This window comes from Mesorhizobium sp. WSM4807 (genome assembly GCF_055811615.1).
Genome location: NZ_JBVVQY010000006.1, coordinates 96,128 through 115,391, shown reverse-complemented (window position 1 = coordinate 115,391; position 19,264 = coordinate 96,128). Strand labels below are relative to the sequence as shown.

The window sequence follows — 19,264 nt, the reverse complement described above, 5'->3', positions numbered from 1 at the left end:
GGTGTCAGGTCGACCGCCTCCAGGCTTTGCGGCTACCGTCCACCCGACAGCTACTCACCGCGCGGTTGCGGGGCTACGCCTATCTCCGCCGCGCCACATCTCGACTCTCCCGTCTCCGCCATTTCCCTGCGCGTACAAACGTCAGACTTCACTGGGCCGGCGCCGTTTCCTTGGATGTACATGCTTTTTTTGTCATCGATGAACGCACTCATCGCGGCGAGGTGGTCGGCGAAGCCGGCAACGAACCGCCTGACCTTCAACGGAATGAAGCGGTTCGATGGATAGACCGCATGCACATGGTGCGGCGCATAGTGCCAGTCCGGCAGCACATGTTCGAGCAAGCCTTCGGCGATGAGCGGATCGAGTATCACCCTGTGCCCGAGGCCGATGCCGACGCCGGACAGCAACGCCTGATGATTGAGCAGCGAATTGTCAGAGCGCATGGCCGGCCGGATTCGCACCTCGGCCTTTTCGCCGCCCGGGCCGGTGAGCGGCACGACATCGCGCTTCCTGATGTGGGCGTAAAGCAGATAATCATGGTCGGCGAGATCTTCCGGGCGCCGCGGCCGGCCCCTGCGGTCGAGATACTCTGGCGTCGCCGCAAGGCAGCGCCCGATCACGCCGAGCTTGCGCACGATCAGCCGGTCGTCATCGATGGTCCCCATACGGATCGCCACGTCGAGCCCCTCTGCGATCACATCGACGAAACTGTCGGTCAGCGCCACGTCGAGCAACAGTTCCGGATAGGCGCGCTTGAACTCGATCAGGTAGCTGCCAAGCACGCCGGCGCCGAAGCTGGCCGGCGCGCCGACGGCAAGACGTCCGCACATCTTCGATTCGAGGCAGCCGACGCTGCGGTCCGCCTCCTCGATGCGCTCAATGATGTCGCGGGCGCGCTCCAGATAACGCCGGCCGGCTTCCGTCGGCGAAACATGGCGGGTCGTACGGTCAAAGAGCCGGACGCCTAGACGCTTTTCCAGTGCGCGGATCTGCTGGCTGACGGCCGGCTGGCTCAAGCCCAACTCGCGCGCTGCCGCCGAGAAGCTGGCGGTATCGCAGGCGCGTACGAAGCTGGTCAGCTCGGTCAAGCGGTCCATGATGGCAACTCTCCGTCGTGATTAATAAACAAGAGTAATAAGACATATAAGGAATCAGCAAGTTCAAAAAGCTGAGCCTATGACATAGACCCGCCTTGCTCCGCCTGGAGCTCTAGATCCCCAAACTGGAGACGATGCAATGCCGCTTTCCCGCCGTCATTTTCTCGCCGGTGCCGGCCTAACCGGCGGCACTCTCCTGGCCAATGTCTCCGTTCCGGCAGTGGCCCGCGCGCCGCTGGTCGACGCTGCAACGCTTGGCGCTCTGCGCCGCAACGTGGGATCGGTCCAGGTTACGGCGCTATTAGACGGCTATATCGACATTGGTTCCGAGCTGGTCATCGGGCTCGCTGAGGCCGATGCGGAGCGGCTGGCTGAGGCCAGCTTCCAGAAGCCCGGACCGCGCCGCGCACCGGTCAATGCCTATCTCATCAATCTGGGCGACCGTCTGGTGCTCGTCGACGCCGGTATGTCGGACAGCATGGGCCCGTCACTCGGCCGACTTCCGGCCGCTATCGAGGCGGCCGGCGTCTCTCCGGACCAGATCGACACATTGCTGATTACCCACATGCATCCCGACCATATCAACGGCGTTCTGACTCCCGCCGGCCAGGCGCTGTTTCCCAATGCCGAGCTCATCGTCACCGCCGCCGATTACGCCTTCTGGCATGACGACGCAAACATGAACCAGGCGCCGGATGGGGCAAGGCCGTTCTTCATCGGTGCCCGCCAGGCCGCCGCCGCCTATGCGAATCGCGTGCGGCAGGTGGGTGGCGAGGGCGAGGCGGTCGGCGCGATCCGCACCGTGCCGCTGCCCGGCCACACTCCGGGCCATGCCGGCTTCATCGTGGAATCGGACGGCGAGGCGCTGTTCATCTGGGGCGATGTCGTGCACATGGCGACCTATCAGTTCGCGCGCCCGGACTGGAGCATCGCCTTCGATGTCGATTCCAAGCTGGCTGCCGAAACGCGCAAGCGGACGCTCGACCGGGTCGCTGCTGACCGGATGCTGATCGCCGGCATGCATTTGCCGTTCCCCGGCATCGGCCATGTGGCGCGCGATGGCGACGCCTATCGCTTCGTGCCGGACGAATGGCCCTATGCACTGTAGCGGCGGCCAGCGCGGGAAGGGGCCATCAGAGCCCCGCTTTCAGAGCCGTCACTTCCTGACAAGAACGGCCGAGATGGATCGTCTCCCGGCGTTCCCAGCGGGTACCAAGCGTTAGGTACTAGAACGCGCTGACATAGGCGCCTCCGTCGACCGGTATATTCTGCCCGGTCAGGTAGCCGGCATGAACCGAGCACAGGAAGGCGCAGATCTGGCCGAATTCCTCCGGCGTGCCGAGCCGCTTGGCCGGAACGTTGGCTGCTGCCTGGGTCTTGCGCACGGCGGCAGCAGCCGGATCTTCGGGGGTGCCGGCTTCATGCGGAGGGCGCAGCCTGTCGGTGTCGATCTTGCCCGGCAGCATGTTGTTGATCGTCACATTGCGGTCGATCACCGTCCGCGCGACGCCGGCCAGGAACGAAGTCAGGCCTGCGCGCGCGCCGGACGACAGATCGAGGCCGGGAATGGGAACATAGACCGACAGCGAGGTGATGTTGACGACACGGCCGAAGCCGCGTTCGGCCATGCCGTCGATGACAGCCTGAACCAGCTCGACCGGGGTCACCATGTTCTGGGTGACGCCTTCGAGGATCTTTTCGCGGTCGAGTTCGCGGAAATCGCGAAGCGGCGGTCCGCCATTGTTGTTGACGAGGATATCGGGATTGGGACAGGCGGCAAGCAGCGCCTTCTGCACCTCGGGCTTCGACACGTCGCCGACGATTTCGGTCACCTCGACGCCAAATCTTTCGCGCAGTTCGGCGGCGGTCTTCGCCAATTGGTCGGCATTGCGCCCGTTGACGACCAGGTCACAGCCGGCCTCGGCCAGCGCCATGGCGCAACCGCGCCCAAGTCCTTTGCTCGAAGCACAGACGATGGCCTTTTTTCCGCGAATACCGAGATCCATGGCGATTTCTCCTCTGATTGGCGCGGCAACCTACTCTTGAGGCTGGACCAATCGCAACCGTCATACGGTTGTTGCATGAATCGGGGCATAGGCTGCACGAGAGCAACGGTGAGAATCCAATGCCTGGCGCAGAGCCCCGCACTTTCCGCAGCATGTTCATCTCCGACGTCCATCTCGGATCGAAAGCGGCGAAGGCCGAGTTCCTGATCGATTTCCTGCGCCATCACGACGCCGATATCATCTATCTCGTCGGCGACATCGTCGACGGCTGGCGGCTGAGACGGAACTGGCACTGGCCGCAGAGCCACAACGACGTCGTCCAGAAATTGCTGCGTAAGGCGCGCAAGGGCGCCAGCATCACCTACATCGCCGGCAATCACGACGAGTTCGCGCGCCAGTTCCAAGGCGTGCATTTCGGCGGCATCGTCGTCGCCGACCGCGCCATTCACGAGACCGCCGACGGCAAACGCCTTCTTGTCATCCATGGCGACCAGTTCGACACTGTCGTCCACAATGCGCGCTGGCTGGCCTATCTTGGCGACTATGCCTACGACGCGGCCATGCTCGTCAATCGCGTGGTGACGCGGCTTCGCCAACTGCGTGGCCTGCCATATTGGTCGTTTTCGTCCTGGGCCAAGGTCAACGTCAAAAAGGCGGTGAATTTCATCGGCTCGTTCCAAACCATGCTGACCGAGGAAGCGCGCCGCTCGCATGTCGACGGCGTGATCTGCGGGCACATCCACCATGCCGCGATCGAAAATTATGAGGACGTGCAATACATCAACACCGGCGATTGGGTGGAGAGCTGCACCGCGGTGGTCGAGCATTTCGACGGCCGGATGGAGATCCTGCACTGGGCGCACGTCCTGCCGGAGGCTCCGGTCGGCAGCGAAGTGCTGGTGCCGATCGACATCAAGGGCAGGGCAGTCCAGGCTGCCTGACCAAACCCGACCTCACCTCGCTTTAATCGATTAGTCCAAGCGGTTCCGCCGACTTTTTCAGCATGTTATGGAATTGGCGTGCGCTGCTGGCCGCCTCGGCTGAGCGCTGCGCCGACGGATTGCCTGTTGATGTCCTCCCTGCCGCCGCTTTCACCCGAACAGCTCGTCAAGCCGCGTCATTTCGAACTGCGCATGGGCCTGATTTTCTTCACGCTTTTCGTGCCGCTCGGAATACATTTGCCATATTTCCCGCTGTGGTTGCAGGCAGAGGGTTTCGATGCCGAGCAGATAGCGGTCATTCTCGCAGCACCAATGTTCCTGCGCGTGGTGACGACGCCATTGCTTACAGCACTGGCCGACAGGGCGAGTGACCGCGCCCATGTCTATGTCGCGCTGATGGCCGCATCTGTGGCTGCGTCCGCCGGTTATTTCCTGACGCCGACCTACGCCATCGTGCTCGCCGTTTCGCTGGCGCTCACCGTGGTCTGGACACCGCATTCGCCGATTGCCGATTCGCTGGCGCTATCGGGTGTGCGCCGCTTCGGCTCCAACTACGCAAGCATGCGCAAATGGGGATCGATCTCCTATCTGTGCGCAAATCTTGCGGGCGGTTTCATCCTGTCGGCGACCGGCGCCCCGGCTGTTCCGATGATCATCTTCGTGGCCTTTGGTGCGGCGCTTGTCGTCGGACTGATCGCGCCGCGGCTCGGCCGTCCCCGCCGTGCCTCGCCGCTTTCGGCGGCCGACATCCAGCAATCCGCGCCAAAACTCCTCAACGCCTATTTCCTGTATTTCTCCATCGGCGTCGGCGTCATCACCGCCAGTCACGCGTTTTTCTACGGCTTCGTCTCGATCTACTGGAAATCGATCGGCATCGGCGATCAGGTTGTCGGGTTGCTTTGGGGCTGGGGTGTGGTGGCCGAGATCGGCATGTTCATGGTCTTTACCCGGGTTTTCGGCTCCTTCTCGGTCGTGTCGATCATGGTGATGGCCGGGATAGGCGCGATCGTGCGCTGGATTGCCTTCCCCATGATCTGGCCGCTCGGCCTTGGCATTGCCGGATTCTTCGCTGTCCAGACGTTGCATGCGGTCTCCGTGGCGCTGGTTTTGATCGGCCTGCAGAAAATGATCGGTGAGACGGTCGCGGAGGAACGCACCGGAGCCGCGCAAGGCATCGCCTATTTCTCCAACGGCTTTTTCACGGCCGTGGTGACGCTCATGTCCGGGCCTCTGTATGACCGCTTCGGCGTGGATGGTTTTTTTGCCATGGTTCCGATCGCCTTGGTCGGCCTTGTACTGATCGGGCTTGCCGCGCGTTCAGCCCCACAGCGCCGCATCGGGCGGTGACACCAATGAACCTTGGTAGACGAGACCGGGAACACGGTCGCGGGCAAGCAGCAGCGGCCCGTCGAGATCGACGAAATCGGCATCTTGGGCCAAGAGCACGGCCGGCGCCATGGCCAATGACGTGCCGACCATGCAGCCGACCATGACGCCAAAACCCAGTTCGCGGGCGCGATCGCGAAGGACGAGAGCAGCGGTCAAGCCGCCCGACTTGTCGAGCTTGATGTTGACGGCATCATAAAGGCCGACAAGCGAGGCAAGGCCCCCTGCCTCATGCACGCTTTCATCGGCGCAGATCCGCACCGGATGCGCGATGTGGCGAAGGATGCCGTCACGGCCCGCCGGCAGCGGCTGTTCAATCAGGGCGATGCCGTATTCGGCGGCAAAGGCGAGATTTGCAACGATGTTGTCGTCGCTCCAGCCCTCATTAGCGTCAAGGATGATGCGGCTCGTCGGTGCCGCCTCTCTGACCGCGCGGATACGGGCCATATCGTTGTCGCCGCCGATCTTGACCTTGAGCAGCGGGCGCCGGGCGTTGGCGCGGGCCTGGGCTGCCATCGCTTCGGGCTCACCGAGCGACAGCGTGTAGGCTGTCTCAAGCGCCCTTGGCGGAGCCGCGCAGATGCTGGACGCGACCGACTTGCCTGTGATCTTCGCCTCCAGGTCCCATAATGCGCAGTCGACGGCGTTGCGCGCCGCGCCCGCCGGCATGGCCTCGAGCAGCGCGGCCCGGCTGATGCCGCCTTGAATCTGCTCCCGCATCGCCTCGATCGCATCGCGCACACCGTCCATCGTCTCGCCATAGCGCTTGTAGGGGACGCATTCGCCGCGCCCGCTCTGGCCGTCCTCTCGGATCGTCACTGTGATGACCTCGGCCTCGGTCTTCGAACCGCGCGAAATGGTGAAGGTCCCGGCGATGGGAAAGCGCTCGGACTCGACCGAAATGACACGCGCCATATTTTTCTGCTCCGGCTGTGCGACAACAAGCTTGTCGGCAAATCGACAGGTGGGTTCCGTCAGGTTAAACAGATGGCCCGTCAGACTAAACAGGACGCCATGTTGACGATCCGCAAACGCTTCGCAAGCGGCAAGACCGCCAAGGAGGCCGACCACCAGCCACGCGTCGCGGTCGGTGAGGAGGGCGGCGTTCTCGGCTGCGCCTTCTCCGGAAACTGGACGACGCGCACCGTGACGCTGGTCGACGCCGAGATGCGCAAGATCGAGAAGCGCAGCGGTTTCCAGACGCTGGCGATCGACCTTTCGCGTATCGAGAAGATGGATACCGCCGGGGCCTGGGTGATCGACCGTCTGGTTAGCGCCTTCGAAAAGAAGGGTGTGGAAATCACGGTGCAGGGGCAAAGCGAGATTGCCTCGATCCTGCTCGGCGCCGTCGGTGACGCGGTTCGACGCGAACCTGATTCCGGCACCGCTAGGCCGCCGAATATCATCATTCGCGCGCTCGAGGCGGTTGGCCGGCGCGTCTATGAGATGCGTGACGATTTCCTGGCCGCGATGAACATACTGGGCGCCACGATACGCGGCTCGCAGATGAAGCTTGGCCGCGGCCATGCGGTCAATCCGGCGGCGATCTTCAACCAGATGGACCGCATGGGCGTCGGCGCCATCCCGGTGGTCGTGCTGATGTCGGCCATCGTCGGGGCGATCGTCGCTCAGCAAGGCGCCTATCAGCTCAGCTATTTCGGCGCCGATATCTTCGTCGTCGACCTGGTCGGCGTGCTGATCCTGCGCGAGCTCGGCGTGCTGATGACCGCGATCATGATCGCCGGCCGATCGGGCAGCGCCATTACGGCTGAAATCGGCTCGATGAAAATGCGCGAGGAGGTCGACGCGCTAAAGGTCATCGGGCTCAATCCAATCGGCGTGCTGGTGTTTCCGCGGCTGGTCGCGCTGGTGATCGCACTGCCTTGCCTGACGATCATCGCCAATTTCGCCGCACTTGGCGGCGGCATCGCGGCGGCATGGCTCTATTCCGACATCGCACCGGCCGCCTTCATCGACCGGCTGCGCGTCGCCATCGATCTCAGCACCATCTTTGCCGGGCTGATCAAGGCGCCGTTCATGGCCATGATCATCGGCACGATCGCCTCGGTCGAAGGCATGAAGGTTGGCGGCAGTGCCGAATCGCTGGGACAACACGTGACCGCTTCGGTGGTGAAGTCGATCTTCGTGGTCATCATCCTCGATGGGCTATTCGCCATGTTCTACGCGGCGATCGAGTTCTGACATGGCGACGCAGGGCAGCACAAAGGCAACTGGGGTTGCGGAAGGGGCCGACGAAGACGAGATCGTGCTTTCCGCGCACGACATCACCGTGTCCTTCGGCGACAAGGTCATTCTCGACAGGTTGTCGCTCGATATCAGGCGCGGCGAGATCCTCGGCTTTGTCGGCGCCTCCGGTGCCGGCAAGTCGGTTCTCCTGCGCACCATCCTCGGCCTGGTGCACAAGCAGTCGGGAACGATCAAGCTGTTCGGCGTCGATGTCGAAAAGGCGAGCGAGAGGGAGCGTCTTCGCATCGACATGCGCCTTGGCGTCCTCTTTCAGCACGGCGCGTTGTTTTCGGCGCTCACGGTTCTCGAAAACGTGCAGGTGCCGATGCGCGAATATCTCGATTTGCCGAAAAAGCTGATGGACGAGCTGGCGATGCTCAAGGTCGAACTGGTCGGGTTGCCGCCGGATGCGGCGCAGAAATTCCCGTCCGAGCTTTCCGGCGGCATGATCAAGCGTGCGGCGCTGGCGCGCGCACTGGCGCTCGACCCCGACATCGTGTTCCTGGACGAGCCGACATCGGGCCTCGATCCGATCAGCGCGGCTGAGTTCGACGAACTGGTCGTCAAGCTGCGCGATACCATGGATCTGACCGTGTACATGGTCACGCACGATCTCGACACGCTGTTCACCGCTTGTGATCGGGTGGCCGTGCTCGGCAACAAGAAAGTGCTGGTCGAAGGCACGATCGACGACATGCTCGGAAGCGAGGAACCCTGGGTGAAATCCTATTTTCGCGGAAAACGTGCGCGGCAACTTGATCTTGCGGCCCGCGCGTAGCCATAAGTGGATAAATGGAAACCAGAGCCAACTACGTCATTGTCGGCATTTTCACGCTAGCCGCGATCCTGGCAGCATTCGCGTTCGTCTATTGGACGGCCGCGATCGGCGAGAGGGGTGAGACGGCGATGCTGCAGGTGCGCATTCCGGGATCGGCTTCCGGCCTCGGCCGCGGCAGTTTCGTGCTGTTCAACGGCGTCAGGGTCGGGGATGTAAGGCGAGTCTATATCGACCCCGCCAATCCGAACGACGCCATAGCCGAAGCCGAAATAGGCAGGAACACCCCGATCACCAAATCGACGCAGGCCGATATCGGCCTTGCTACCCTCACCGGTCAGGCCAATATCGAACTCAGGGGCGCCGACCTCAAGGAGGTCAACCTTCTCGACCAGGCGGAGGCGGAGGGCCGCGTCGCCGAGATCGTCGCCAACCCGTCGGCGGTCACCAACCTGTTGCAGACGGCGCAGAACATCTTTACCCGCGCCGATACGGTTCTCACCCAGCTCGAAGGCTTCACCAGGGACGTTCGCGGGCCGCTGACGCAGACCGTCAACAATGTGCAGACCTTCTCCGACGCGCTGGCCAGGAACTCCGACGGCATCGACAAATTCCTCGCCAGCGTCAGTTCGCTGTCGGACGAATTGAGGGGCGTCTCGGGCAAGCTCGACGGCACGTTGAAGGCGGCGGAAGGGCTGCTCAACGCTGTCGACAAGGATCAGATCAAGAGCATTGTCGCCAATGTCGATACGGTGACCGAGAACCTGAAGGAAACCAGCAAGCAGTTCGACACGGTCGTCAGGAATGTCGACACCGCGGTGGGATCGATCAACGATTTCGCCCAACGGACGCAAGGCACGCTGGCCAAGGTCGACGGCGTTCTCGACGGCATCGACCCGGCACAGGTTCGCACCGCGCTGGCCAACATCCAGAAGGCCAGCGAAAACGCCAACGAGGCTGCCGCCGACATCGCCAAGGTGACCAGCAAATTCGCCAACCGGGCCGACGATATCGACCAGACGATCAAGGACGCGCAACAGCTCGCGGAGCGTCTCAACGACGCTTCGGTGCGCGTCGACGGCATCCTCGCCAAGGTCGATACATTGCTCGGCTCAGGCCAGGCCGACGGCATGATAGCCGATGCCAGGAATACGCTGAAATCGTTCAAGCAGGTCGCCGACACGCTGAACGCCCGCCTCGGCACCATCACCGACAATCTGGCGCGATTCTCCGGTCAGGGCCTGCAGGACGTCGAGGCGCTGGTCCAGGACAGCCGCCGTTCGATCAGCCGCATCGAAGAGGCGGTGACGGATCTCAGCCGCAATCCGCAGCGGATCCTGTCAGGCGGCGAAGGCGAGGTTCGGCAATTCGACGGCAGGGCGCGGCGTTGACTTCGGCTTTCGCCCGCCCCAAGAACAGCAGGCAAGTGCACTGCGGAAAGCGGATTGCTCATACGATTCGGGGGACAACGGGGATCGCGTGTGAAGTCGGTGGTGCTTAAATTGGGCGGGGTCAAATCGGGCGGGCTCAAAGCGGGTGTGGCATTGCTTACGCTTTCGCTGGCCGGTTGCGCGTTTTTGCCGGGCGGCGGGCCGGCGCCCCTGGACACATTCGAACTGTCGGCGCCGCCGCTCGATGCGCGCGGCCGCAGCCGCCGCCAGATCCTCATTGCCCAACCCTCCGCGCTCAAGGCGCTGGACAGCCAGAACATCGTTATCAAGCCGTCTGTGCGTTCGATCCAGTACCTCAAGGGCGCGCAATGGGCCGATCGGCTGCCGCTGATCGTGCAGGCGCGGCTGGCCGAGACATTCCAGCGCTCGGGCAGCTTCGCCGGTGTCGGCAAGCCGGGCGAGGGGCTGGCGATCGACTATCAGGTGATCGTCGAAGTCCGTTCCTTCGAAGTCCGGGTCGACGGCGGCGAACATGCCGAGGTCGAGCTGTTCGTGCGGATACTGAACGACCGCAATGGCGAGGTGCGCGCCTCGAAGAGCTTTACCGCGACCGCGCCCGTCTCCGGCGGCGGCAACCAGGCCTATGTCGGCGCGCTCGACCGCGCATTCGGCGATGCCGCCAAGGACATCGTCCGCTGGACCGATTCGGTGATCTGATACAGCCGGAACTGCCTGGCGCAGCTTAGGATCAAACTCAATCTTCTGGCTGCCGCCAATGGCCGAGACGGGTGGGGAACTGCCGTCCGTTTCGACGACTGGAACGAGCAGGGAGCGCCAATTACCGACCTTCCCGGCGCTTCTCCAAAGCCGCCCTTCGCGCTACAGCTTTGAATCGACCCCCTTTCGGACGTAGACAGCGACTTGCATGAAGGTCTGATTTGATTTGGCTACGGCCAGCGGCTTTGTGGGCGATGGAAAGCCGCAATGTTCGCCTGCTTCGCCGCGGAGACGCTGCGTGTTCCGCCGGGGACATAGCGCCAGCAAGCAAGCTCCGGATCCGCTGCCTTGCCTCCCGCAGCGACGACGCCCAGAGCTCCAGCGTCTCGATCGAAACGCCCGTCATCCATGATCTCCGAATCATGGCGACCCATCGATTCAGCAACCAGAAAAGAACGCAGCTGCAACGCTAGGACGCGTCGGTGGAGAATTTGTGTATCGTAGTCGACTTCAGCGTTTCGCCCGGTTTCAGCACCGTCGTTGGAAATGACGGCTTGTTCGGCGAATCCGGGAAGTGCTGCGTCTCAAGGCAGAAGCCGTCGGTCTGGCGGTATTGCTGACCGGCCGCGCCGACGAGCGTCGAATCGAGGAAGTTGCCGCTGTAGAACTGGACGCCGGGCTCGGTGGTCGAGATCTCCATGATCCGGCCCGAGCGCGGCTCGTAGACTCGGGCGGCGAGCGAAAGTCCACCACCCGACCGGTTCAGCACGAAGTTGTGATCGTATCCGCGGCCATAGGCCATCTGTGGGTCGTTCGAGCGGATGCGTGCGCCGATCGGCGCCCCTTGGCGGAAGTCGAACGGCGTGGCGGTCACGGAGGCGAGCTGCCCGGTCGGGATCAAGGTCGCATCGACCGGCGTGTAGCGATCGGCGTTGATCGTGAGGATGTGATCGTCGATCCCACCCGTGCCGTCGCCGGCGAGATTGAAGTAGGAATGACTCGTGAGATTGACCACGGTTGGTTTGTCGGTCGTCGCCTCGTAGTCGATGCGCAGCTCGTTGTCGTTGGTGAGGCTATAGACGACCTGGACCGTGAGCGTGCCGGGATAGCCTTCCTCGCCATCCTTGCTCGTGTAGTTGAGCCGCGCTGCGGCGCCGCTGACGCTGCTCAGCGGTTCGACCGCCCAGACGACCTTGTCGAAGCCTTTCGTGCCGCCGTGCAGGCTGTTCGGCCCGTTATTGGCGGCGAGTTGGTACTGCGTGCCGTCGAGCGTGAACTTCGCGCCGCCGATGCGATTGCCGTAGCGCCCGATCAAGGCGCCGAAATAGGGGTTCATGGATTCGTAGTCGGCGAGTTCCTTGAAGCCGAGCACGACGTTGTCGAGCTTGCCCCAGCGATCGGGCACATTGATCGCCGTGATGATACCGCCATAGGCGATGAACTTGACGGACGCGCCCCTGTCGTTGGTGAGCGTGTAGAGATCGACGGCTTTGCCGTCCTGCGTGTTTCCGAATGGGGTCTTGTCCACAGAGCCAGCGCCGGCGCTCGTTCCCGTCAGCAGCACGCCCATGCCGAGCACGGCCGCGCCGAGCACTGACCTATGCCAGGTACGCGACCTGTTTGGTTCGATCGGCGTCATGGTTTCCTCCCTCGATAGGCCTCTTCGCCGGCGGCTTCTGACGAGCCGCCTGAAAGACCAATTCTAAACTCATCGGGCTATCAAGGTAAGCGCGTCCTGGTAGAGATTGTACAATAGCACCGTGCTTGAAAAGCGTGTGCCGGATACCGCCGGTCGCATCAGCTCATTGCCTGATCAAAATTGCCGTCGGTGCATGAATCGCAGGAAGGGTATCCGCCTGATTCCCGACTTCGATCTTGCTGCTAGTTGGTGTCGCAAAGCCACCCGATTGAGACGTAGAACGCGCCATGGCGGTGAAATCCGAGCCGATGCCCCGGCCGGCTCGGTTGCGCTATTTCCGGACCAACATCGAGGCGACCCTGTCGGTCGCCTCTCCTACTCGTTGGCCGACCTTCGTGTTGCTTCGCTGCAAGAACCGCACAGGGGTTAGCGGTTCGACGTCGCTGCGGGCGAACATAGTAGAACGAGGTCGCCAGATCACTATCAAAAGATCTGATCGTTATCGAGCTTTCCTGAAAGGCAAAGGTCGCTTGGACGTGGGTGCGAGAAACTCGTCAAAAGCGTCGCGTTTCTCGGGCCATTCCCGGCTGCGGCCGGTGAGGCGCCGCGCCCTGGACATATTCTCGACGGAAAAACGCCTCGAAGCGCCCGGGAACCGACCGATTGGGAACAATCTTACCTGTTTCAAGGTTGGAGATGCGCAAGGGACTGCTCTACGGAATCATTGTCCAGATGAAACGCCATTTTCGGATTGTTTTGGGTGCCGTGGTCAGCCTCACATTGACACCTGCTCCGCTTCCCGCACTTTCGCGCGACGCCCAGCCGCGCGCCGCACCCCTCATTCTGGCCCAAACCCAGTCTCCCGAAGAGGAAGAACTGCTGCGCAGGAAGAAAAGAGAGGGGGCCAAACGCGACGAGCAGCGGGCTCCCCGGGCAGAAAGGCCGGCGCAGCGCGAGCGGGCCGAGCGGCCTGCGGCGCGGGAGCGCGAAGCCGTCAAACGGCGTGCCGCCGAACCCGAGCCCGCCATCACCGAGGAGCGCCAGAAGCGGCGCAAGGAGCGCGAAGCCGCCAGACAGCGTGCCGCCGAACCCGAGCCAGCGATCACCGAGGAGCGCCTGAAGAGGCGCAAGGACCGCGAGGCCGTCAAACGGCGTGCCGCCGAACCCGAGCCGGCGATCACCGAGGAGCGCCTGGAGCGGCGCAAGGAGCGCGAGGCCGCCAGACAGCGTGCCGCCGAACCCGAGCCCGCGATCACCGAGGAACGCCTGAAGCGGCGCAAGGAGCGCGAAGCGGCGATGCGTCGTCCCGAAAACGCCGCCAGGCTCTTCGACAGCGCCAAGGAAAAGCCGCTGAGGCGCAAGCCGGGCGGCGCCGAGCCGGATCAGCCCGCTCGGGCCAGGGCCGAGCGGCTGCCCGAAAGCGACGCCGCGGCGCAGGCGCGAGCCTCGACAGATCCAGTGCAAATCGGCTCCGTCATCTCCGAGAAAGGCCGCCGGATCGAACGCTCGCGCAGGGGGCGTCCCGAGGTTCCGGAGGGCGCGGAACTCGTGCGCGAGGTCAACAACCGCTTCATCTTCCGGACCAACAACACCTATTTCATCGAGCGGCCCCGCGAGGAGCGCTTCATCATCGACGCGCGCGAGGTCTACTACGAGGAACTGCCGCGCAGCCGGCAGCGCGAGGTTGTGGTCCGTCCCGACGGGACGCGGATCGTCACGATCCGCAACCGCTGGGGAGACGTCGTCCGCCGCGTGAAGATCCTGCCCGACGATCGCGAGATCGTCCTCGTCTATGTCGAAGACGACTATTACGACGAGGTGCTGGAATGGCGCGATCCCGGCCTCGACCTGCCGCCGCTCGATCTCGACATTCCGGTCCGCGACTACATACTGGACGCGGAATGGGTTGAGGACCCCGAGGACTACTATACGTTCCTCGACCAGCCGCCGGTCGAGCAGGTGGAGCGCACCTACTCACTTGACGAGGTCCGGCGTTCGGCGCGCATCCGCGACAAGGTCAGGCGCATCGATCTCGACATCATCAATTTCGAGTTCGGCTCGGCCCAGATCCCGGAGAGCGAGATCGGCAAGCTCGAAGGTGTCGCCGGGGCCATGCAGCGCCTGCTCAAGGAGAACCCGGGCGAGACCTTCCTGATCGAGGGCCACACCGATGCGGTCGGGGCGGAGGTGGCGAACCTGGCGCTGTCGGACCAGCGGGCCGAGGCGGTGGCGACCGCGCTGACCAACGTCTTCGACATCGCGCCCGAGAACATGGAGACGCAGGGCTATGGCGAGCAGTATTTGAAGGTTGAAACCCAGGAGCCCGAACGCGAGAACCGGCGCGTCGCGATCCGCCGCATCACGCCGCTGGTCGCACGCGTGGCGAGCTCCGAATAGGCCCCCACCGTTGTTTTGAGCCGGCCGGGCAGGTAGCGCCAGGCTCACCATTGCAAGCCCGCTCATATACCCCCGCGTATCGAGCGCGCCAAATAGGCGACACGCATCTAGCTCGGTCAAGATCCGCTTTCGCCACCTCTTGCGACATTGAGGTCGAAATCGAGTAGCAACTGGATTGGGTCAAAGCGGTGAGTTCCACTGGAGGTCCCCTATCTGGGAGAAAATTTGGGCCTGGAATGTCCGACTAGGGTCATGGGCGTGAATTCGGCAGGGTCGAACGAACTTCCGCAACGGGTCGAAAAGCGGTCGCAGGGAGCCTAAACATGAAGGTCTGCGGCCCCGGTTCCAAAAAACCTCAGAACTTGTGTCGGATTGGTCAAGACCGGTTCGTCCTTGGGCATGGAACGACATCACAAGGATAAATGATATGCCCAGTACCGTACGCCTGCACCGCATCCTGGCAACCAGCCCAGAAAAAGTCTACCGCGCTTTCCTTGAGGCGGACGCGCTCGCGAAATGGCTACCGCCCAACGGCTTTGCCTGCACGGTTTATCATCTGGAACCCAAAGTCGGCGGAACATTCAAAATGTCGTTCCGCAACTTCACAACGGACAAAAGCCATTCGTTTGGCGGCGAATATGTCGAGCTCGTTCCGGGTGAACGCCTGCGCTATACGGACAAGTTCGACGATCCTAACTTGCCCGGCGAGATGCAGGTGACGGTGATATTGAAGAAAGTATCAGTCGGCACGGAACTGGATATCACGCAGGCAGGTGTTCCGGACGTGATTCCAGCTGAGGCTTGTTATCTCGGTTGGCAGGAGTCGCTGCGAAATCTGGCAAGGCTCGTCGAACCGGAGATCAATGAATAGGGCATCATCCCCGAGGACGCGGGGACGGCATGAAAAAGGCGGGAATTTTTCCCGCCTTTTCGGTCCCTATCGCCTGATCAATGCAGGCGGCCGCTGGCGTGTGCAAGCATCGTATAGACCTTGCCGGTGTCCGACGTAAGGTAGGTCTGCGCCATCATGTTGTCGCGGTCGTTGCGCGACACGTCCTTGAGCAGTTTTTCGAAATCGTCGCAGTAACGGTCGACGGCGGCGCGGAACTCCGCCTCCATCTGATATTTGCGACGGATCTCGTCGAAAGTCTGCTGACCCTTCAACGTGTAGAGACGCCGCGTGAACACGTCACGCTCGCCGCGCCGGTAGCGGTCCCACAGCTCGATCGAGGCGTCGTGATCGATGGCGCGGGCGATGTCGACGGACAGCGAGTTGAGCGACTCCACGACGTGAAGCGGCGAGCGCTGGGCAGGGGCCGAGCGTGGCGCTTCCGAAGGTGCCGCGGGCTTGGCGCCGTCTTCGCGCGATGCCCCGGTCAAGAGATCGCGCACCCAGCCGCCCTGCGGCGTACGGCCATTGGGGTCGCGCTGGCGCGGCGCCGTCTCAGCCGGGCGTTCAAGGTCGAGCGTGCCGCGCAGTGCGGTGTCACCCGATGGCGCCTGCGGGCCAAGAGGCTCCAGTTGCGGGCTCGGAGGACGGCGCTGCGGCTCAGCGGCGGGCGCGGCAGGCGCTTGCGGCGCAGGACGCAGGTTGCGCGGCTCCGAGGAGTCGGTGTTGCGGCCAGATTTCGCAACGATTTCAGATAGTTCCTTCAGCGCGTTAATCTGCTCGGAAACGGCGCGGCGGATGGCCGTGGTCGATTCCTTTGCCTCTTCCGGCATTTCGATGACGCCCTTCTTGAGCTCGGCGCGGGTGAGGTCGAGTTCGCTCTTGATCGAGCCGGCGGTGCGCCGCATCTCCTCGGTCGCGTCGGCGAAGCGCTTCGTTGCCGAATCAACGACGTCGGAGATGGCGGTACGAATCTTGTCCGCCGACTCCAACGTCTTGCCTTCGGCATTCTGCAACGTCTGGCCGACCAGATCCTCGAACGAGCGCATGACCTTTTCGAGATCCTCCGACTTCTTGACCAGGCCGACGGCGAGGTCCTCCAGCGACGATTGCCTTTCCAGTGTGTGTTCGAGGTTGCTCTGGGCCGAGCTCAACAGATCCGAAGCACTGGACAGCAATCGGCTGTGCTCGTCGAACTTGGTGGCGATCGAGGCAACCTCGCGCAAGGTCGCGGATGACAGCTCGGTAAGCCGTGTCGTGTTCGAATCGACCAGGCGTGCCGAACTGGCGAAGGTCTGCGCGGCTTTTTCCGTCGTCGCCGCAAAGCTTTGCGTGCTGCCGGTCAGGCGTTCGTCGACCTGGCCGAGATTGGCCGCCGCCTGCTCGATCAACTGACCGAGCTGCGAGCTCGAGGTGCTCATGCGGCCGATGAGATCGGCGACACTGTCGGCGAGCGTCGAGCGCGCGCCTTCGACGGCCGACAATGTTTCGGCCGTGCGGCTGGCGAGCGCATTGACGAGGGTGGCGTTTTCACTGCGCAGCTTCTCGGTGGCGCGTTCGGTCACCTCTTCCATGCTCTTTTGCAGTTCCGAGCCGCCCAGGGCGAAGCGCTCGACCAGCGGCCGTGCCGTTTCGTCGAGGATTTTCGAGATCTCGGCCGAACGTGCCGCAAGCATGGTGTTGAGCTCGCGGGTGTTGGTGCCGATGGTCTTCGCCGCGTCGTTGGTGCTCTGGCCGATATGCTGGCCGACCGCAGTGAAGGTTTCGGCGATCGAGTTGGCGCGCGAAATAAGTTGCGCCTCAGCGGTCGAAACCTGCTCGTTGAGCTTCTGGCCTATCGTTTCGGTGGTGTAGACGAGACGGTTTTCGACGCCGGCAACCTGCTCCTCGACGCGAGCCGCCGCAGCCGCCGCGCTGGATGCCAGGCGCTCGTCGGCGCCGGCGAGCGCCTGCTCGATTTCACGGGCGTGGACGGCCAGTTCCTGACCGGTCTGCCTCGCACGTTCGGCAACCCGCTGCTCGGTGCTGGCAAACGCCCCGACGATGCTGTCGGCATGTTCTCCGATCGTCGACGTGCTGTCGGTGATGCGGGAAACCAGACGGTGATCCGCCTCGTCGAAGATACGGCCGATCTCGGATGCTCGGGCCGCCAGCGCCTCCGAACCTTCGGCGATGCGCGAGATCAGCTGCTGGTCGGCGGCATCGAAAATGCGGCCAAGGTCCGATGCCCGCGCTGCTAGCGCTTCGGCCGATTCGCCGATGCGCACGCCGAGCCGTTCGTCGGCGCCTTCGAAATTGCGCAGGATGTCGCCGGCGCGTGCCGCCAGCGACTGCGCCGTTTCGACCGCGCGGGCAACCAGCTTCTGGTCCGCCGCATCGAATGTACCGGCGATCTCGCTGGCGCGAGCGGCCAGCTGGTCGGCTGTTTCCTGGGCGCGCGTCAGCAAGGAGTTCGATGTGTCATCGACACGGGCCATGATTGCGCTGGATGTATCCTCGGCGCGGGCAATGAGCGTGCTCGACGTGTCTTCGGCACGTGCGGCGAGGCGGCGGTCCGCCTCCTCGAAGGTGCGGGCGATATCCTCCGCCCTGGCGAGCAAGGCGGCCGAGGTCTGCTCGGCACGTTCGGCGATCTTGCGATCGGCGTCGCTGAACGCCGCGCCTGCCTGCTCATGCAGCGCGCTGGTGACTTCCATGACCTTTTCACGCAGCGCTCCCGCAACGAAGACGGCGCTCTTTTCGAGCACGCTGCGGACGTTGTCGACACCGGTCGACAGCGCGCGCTCCATGGTTGCGGCGCGCTCCTCAATGATGCCGGTCTGGCGGCTGAACGCCTGCTCGATCTTTTCGACGTCTGCGGCAATGGCGTCCGAGATATCGGTGCTTCTGGCCGCGATCTGGTCGATATGGCCGGACAGGGAACGGTCGACTTCCTTGCGCGTATCGGCGAGCTTGGAGAGATCGTCCTCCAGCGCACGGGTCAGCGCGTCGCGGCCTTCGCCCAGCTTGCCGACATGCCCGGCGATGATGTCGTCCACCTCGCTGCGGCTCGTCGCAATTTTCTGCAGGTCTGCTTCCAGCGCACGTCTGAGGATGTCGCGGCCCTCGGCCAGTTTCTCGACCTGGCCGGCAACCAGCCCGTCGATGCTCGACCGGCTTTCCGCCAGCTTGGCGAGGTCGTCTTCAAGCGCCTTGGACAGGATCGAGCGGTCCTGGATGAGCTTCTCGGCATGGGTGTTTACAAGACCGTTGACGCTGCCGAGATCGGCTTCCAGCGCCTGCGCAAACTGTGCGCGATTGTCAGTCAGCTGCTGGGACTGGTCGGCGACGACACTCTTGATGGTATTGAGGTCTGCTTCCAGCGCACGTCTGAGGATGTCGCGGCCTTCGGCCAGCTTCTCGACCTGGCCGGCAACCAGCCCGTCGATGCTCGACCGGCTTTCCGCCAGTTTGGCGAGGTCGTCTTCGAGCGCCTTGGACAGGGTCGAGCGGTCCTGGATGAGCTTTTCGGCATGGCTGTTTACAAGACCGTTGACGCTGCCGAGATCGGCTTCCAGCGCCTGCGCGAACTGTGCGCGATTGTCGGTCAGCTGCTGCGACTGGTCGGCGACGACATCCTTGATGGTATTGAGGTCTGCTTCCAGCGCACGTCTGAGGATGTCGCGGCCCTCGGCCAGCTTTTCGACCTGACCTGCGACCAGTCCGTCGATGCTCGACCGGCTTTCCGCCAGCTTGGCGAGGTCGTCTTCAAGCGCCTTGGACAGGATCGAGCGGTCCTG

14 protein-coding genes are annotated in these 19,264 nt (G+C 63.2%); 9 read left to right on the top strand and 5 right to left on the bottom strand.

Translation table 11 applies throughout. The features are described from left to right. Positions 1 to 50 precede the first annotated feature (50 nt). Positions 51 to 1,097 (bottom strand): LysR family transcriptional regulator, encoded by a 1,047-nt coding sequence (locus AC0L3N_RS10025; RefSeq protein ID WP_123145758.1) that lies wholly within the window; start codon positions 1,095 to 1,097, stop codon positions 51 to 53. A 139-nt stretch (positions 1,098 to 1,236) separates the two neighbouring features. On the opposite strand from AC0L3N_RS10025, the gene AC0L3N_RS10020 reads away from it, so the two are divergent. Beyond that, positions 1,237 to 2,205 (top strand): MBL fold metallo-hydrolase, encoded by a 969-nt coding sequence (locus AC0L3N_RS10020; protein ID WP_123145759.1) that lies wholly within the window; start codon positions 1,237 to 1,239, stop codon positions 2,203 to 2,205. 118 nt (positions 2,206 to 2,323) lie between these two features. Here AC0L3N_RS10020 and AC0L3N_RS10015 read toward each other — a convergent pair whose 3' ends face one another. Further along, positions 2,324 to 3,103, bottom strand: a complete 780-nt coding sequence (locus AC0L3N_RS10015) for an SDR family oxidoreductase (RefSeq protein WP_473547441.1) — start codon at positions 3,101 to 3,103, stop codon at positions 2,324 to 2,326. A 119-nt stretch (positions 3,104 to 3,222) separates the two neighbouring features. Between AC0L3N_RS10015 and AC0L3N_RS10010 the strand changes: the two genes are divergently transcribed. Beyond that, a complete protein-coding gene (locus AC0L3N_RS10010; protein ID WP_473547439.1) occupies positions 3,223 to 4,044 on the top strand; it encodes a UDP-2,3-diacylglucosamine diphosphatase in 822 nt (273 codons plus the stop codon). 129 nt (positions 4,045 to 4,173) lie between these two features. Continuing rightward, a complete protein-coding gene (locus AC0L3N_RS10005) occupies positions 4,174 to 5,391 on the top strand; it encodes an MFS transporter (RefSeq protein WP_473547437.1) in 1,218 nt (405 codons plus the stop codon). Here AC0L3N_RS10005 and dgcA read toward each other — a convergent pair. After that, on the bottom strand, positions 5,362 to 6,345 hold the full coding sequence (gene dgcA, locus AC0L3N_RS10000) for an N-acetyl-D-Glu racemase DgcA (RefSeq protein WP_473547436.1): 984 nt from the start codon (positions 6,343 to 6,345) through the stop codon (positions 5,362 to 5,364). The genes AC0L3N_RS10005 and dgcA overlap by 30 nt on opposite strands. Before the next feature lie 99 nt (positions 6,346 to 6,444). Here dgcA and AC0L3N_RS09995 point away from each other — a divergent pair, with 99 nt between their 5' ends. The 4 genes from AC0L3N_RS09995 to AC0L3N_RS09980 all read left to right on the top strand — a co-directional run bounded on the left by AC0L3N_RS09995 (position 6,445) and on the right by AC0L3N_RS09980 (position 10,560). Further along, positions 6,445 to 7,632, top strand: a complete 1,188-nt coding sequence (locus tag AC0L3N_RS09995; RefSeq protein WP_123145764.1) for an MlaE family ABC transporter permease — start codon at positions 6,445 to 6,447, stop codon at positions 7,630 to 7,632. A 1-nt stretch (position 7,633) separates the two neighbouring features. Next, the gene (locus AC0L3N_RS09990) at positions 7,634 to 8,455 is read left to right on the top strand and encodes an ABC transporter ATP-binding protein (RefSeq protein ID WP_473547434.1); all 822 of its coding nucleotides are present in this window, start codon (positions 7,634 to 7,636) and stop codon (positions 8,453 to 8,455) included. A 14-nt stretch (positions 8,456 to 8,469) separates the two neighbouring features. Further along, entirely contained in the window at positions 8,470 to 9,843 is a 1,374-nt protein-coding gene (locus AC0L3N_RS09985; RefSeq protein WP_473547432.1) for an MlaD family protein, read from the top strand. Positions 9,844 to 9,954: 111 nt separating this feature from the next. Next, on the top strand, positions 9,955 to 10,560 hold the full coding sequence (locus AC0L3N_RS09980) for an ABC-type transport auxiliary lipoprotein family protein (RefSeq protein ID WP_425294063.1): 606 nt from the start codon (positions 9,955 to 9,957) through the stop codon (positions 10,558 to 10,560). 469 nt (positions 10,561 to 11,029) lie between these two features. On the opposite strand, the gene AC0L3N_RS09975 is transcribed toward AC0L3N_RS09980, so the two are convergent. Then, positions 11,030 to 12,199, bottom strand: a complete 1,170-nt coding sequence (locus tag AC0L3N_RS09975; protein WP_123145769.1) for an aldose epimerase family protein — start codon at positions 12,197 to 12,199, stop codon at positions 11,030 to 11,032. Between the two features lie 732 nt (positions 12,200 to 12,931). Between AC0L3N_RS09975 and AC0L3N_RS09970 the strand changes: the two genes are divergently transcribed. Both AC0L3N_RS09970 and AC0L3N_RS09965 read left to right on the top strand, forming a co-directional pair. Beyond that, positions 12,932 to 14,596, top strand: coding sequence for an OmpA family protein (locus AC0L3N_RS09970; RefSeq protein ID WP_473547431.1), 1,665 nt, complete (start codon positions 12,932 to 12,934; stop codon positions 14,594 to 14,596). A gap of 427 nt (positions 14,597 to 15,023) precedes the next feature. Continuing rightward, the gene (locus AC0L3N_RS09965; RefSeq protein WP_473547429.1) at positions 15,024 to 15,467 is read left to right on the top strand and encodes an SRPBCC family protein; all 444 of its coding nucleotides are present in this window, start codon (positions 15,024 to 15,026) and stop codon (positions 15,465 to 15,467) included. A gap of 77 nt (positions 15,468 to 15,544) precedes the next feature. Here AC0L3N_RS09965 and AC0L3N_RS09960 read toward each other — a convergent pair. Further along, positions 15,545 to 19,264, bottom strand: a 3,720-nt coding sequence (locus tag AC0L3N_RS09960; protein WP_473547427.1) for a coiled-coil domain-containing protein, incomplete at its 5' end; no start/stop codon positions are given.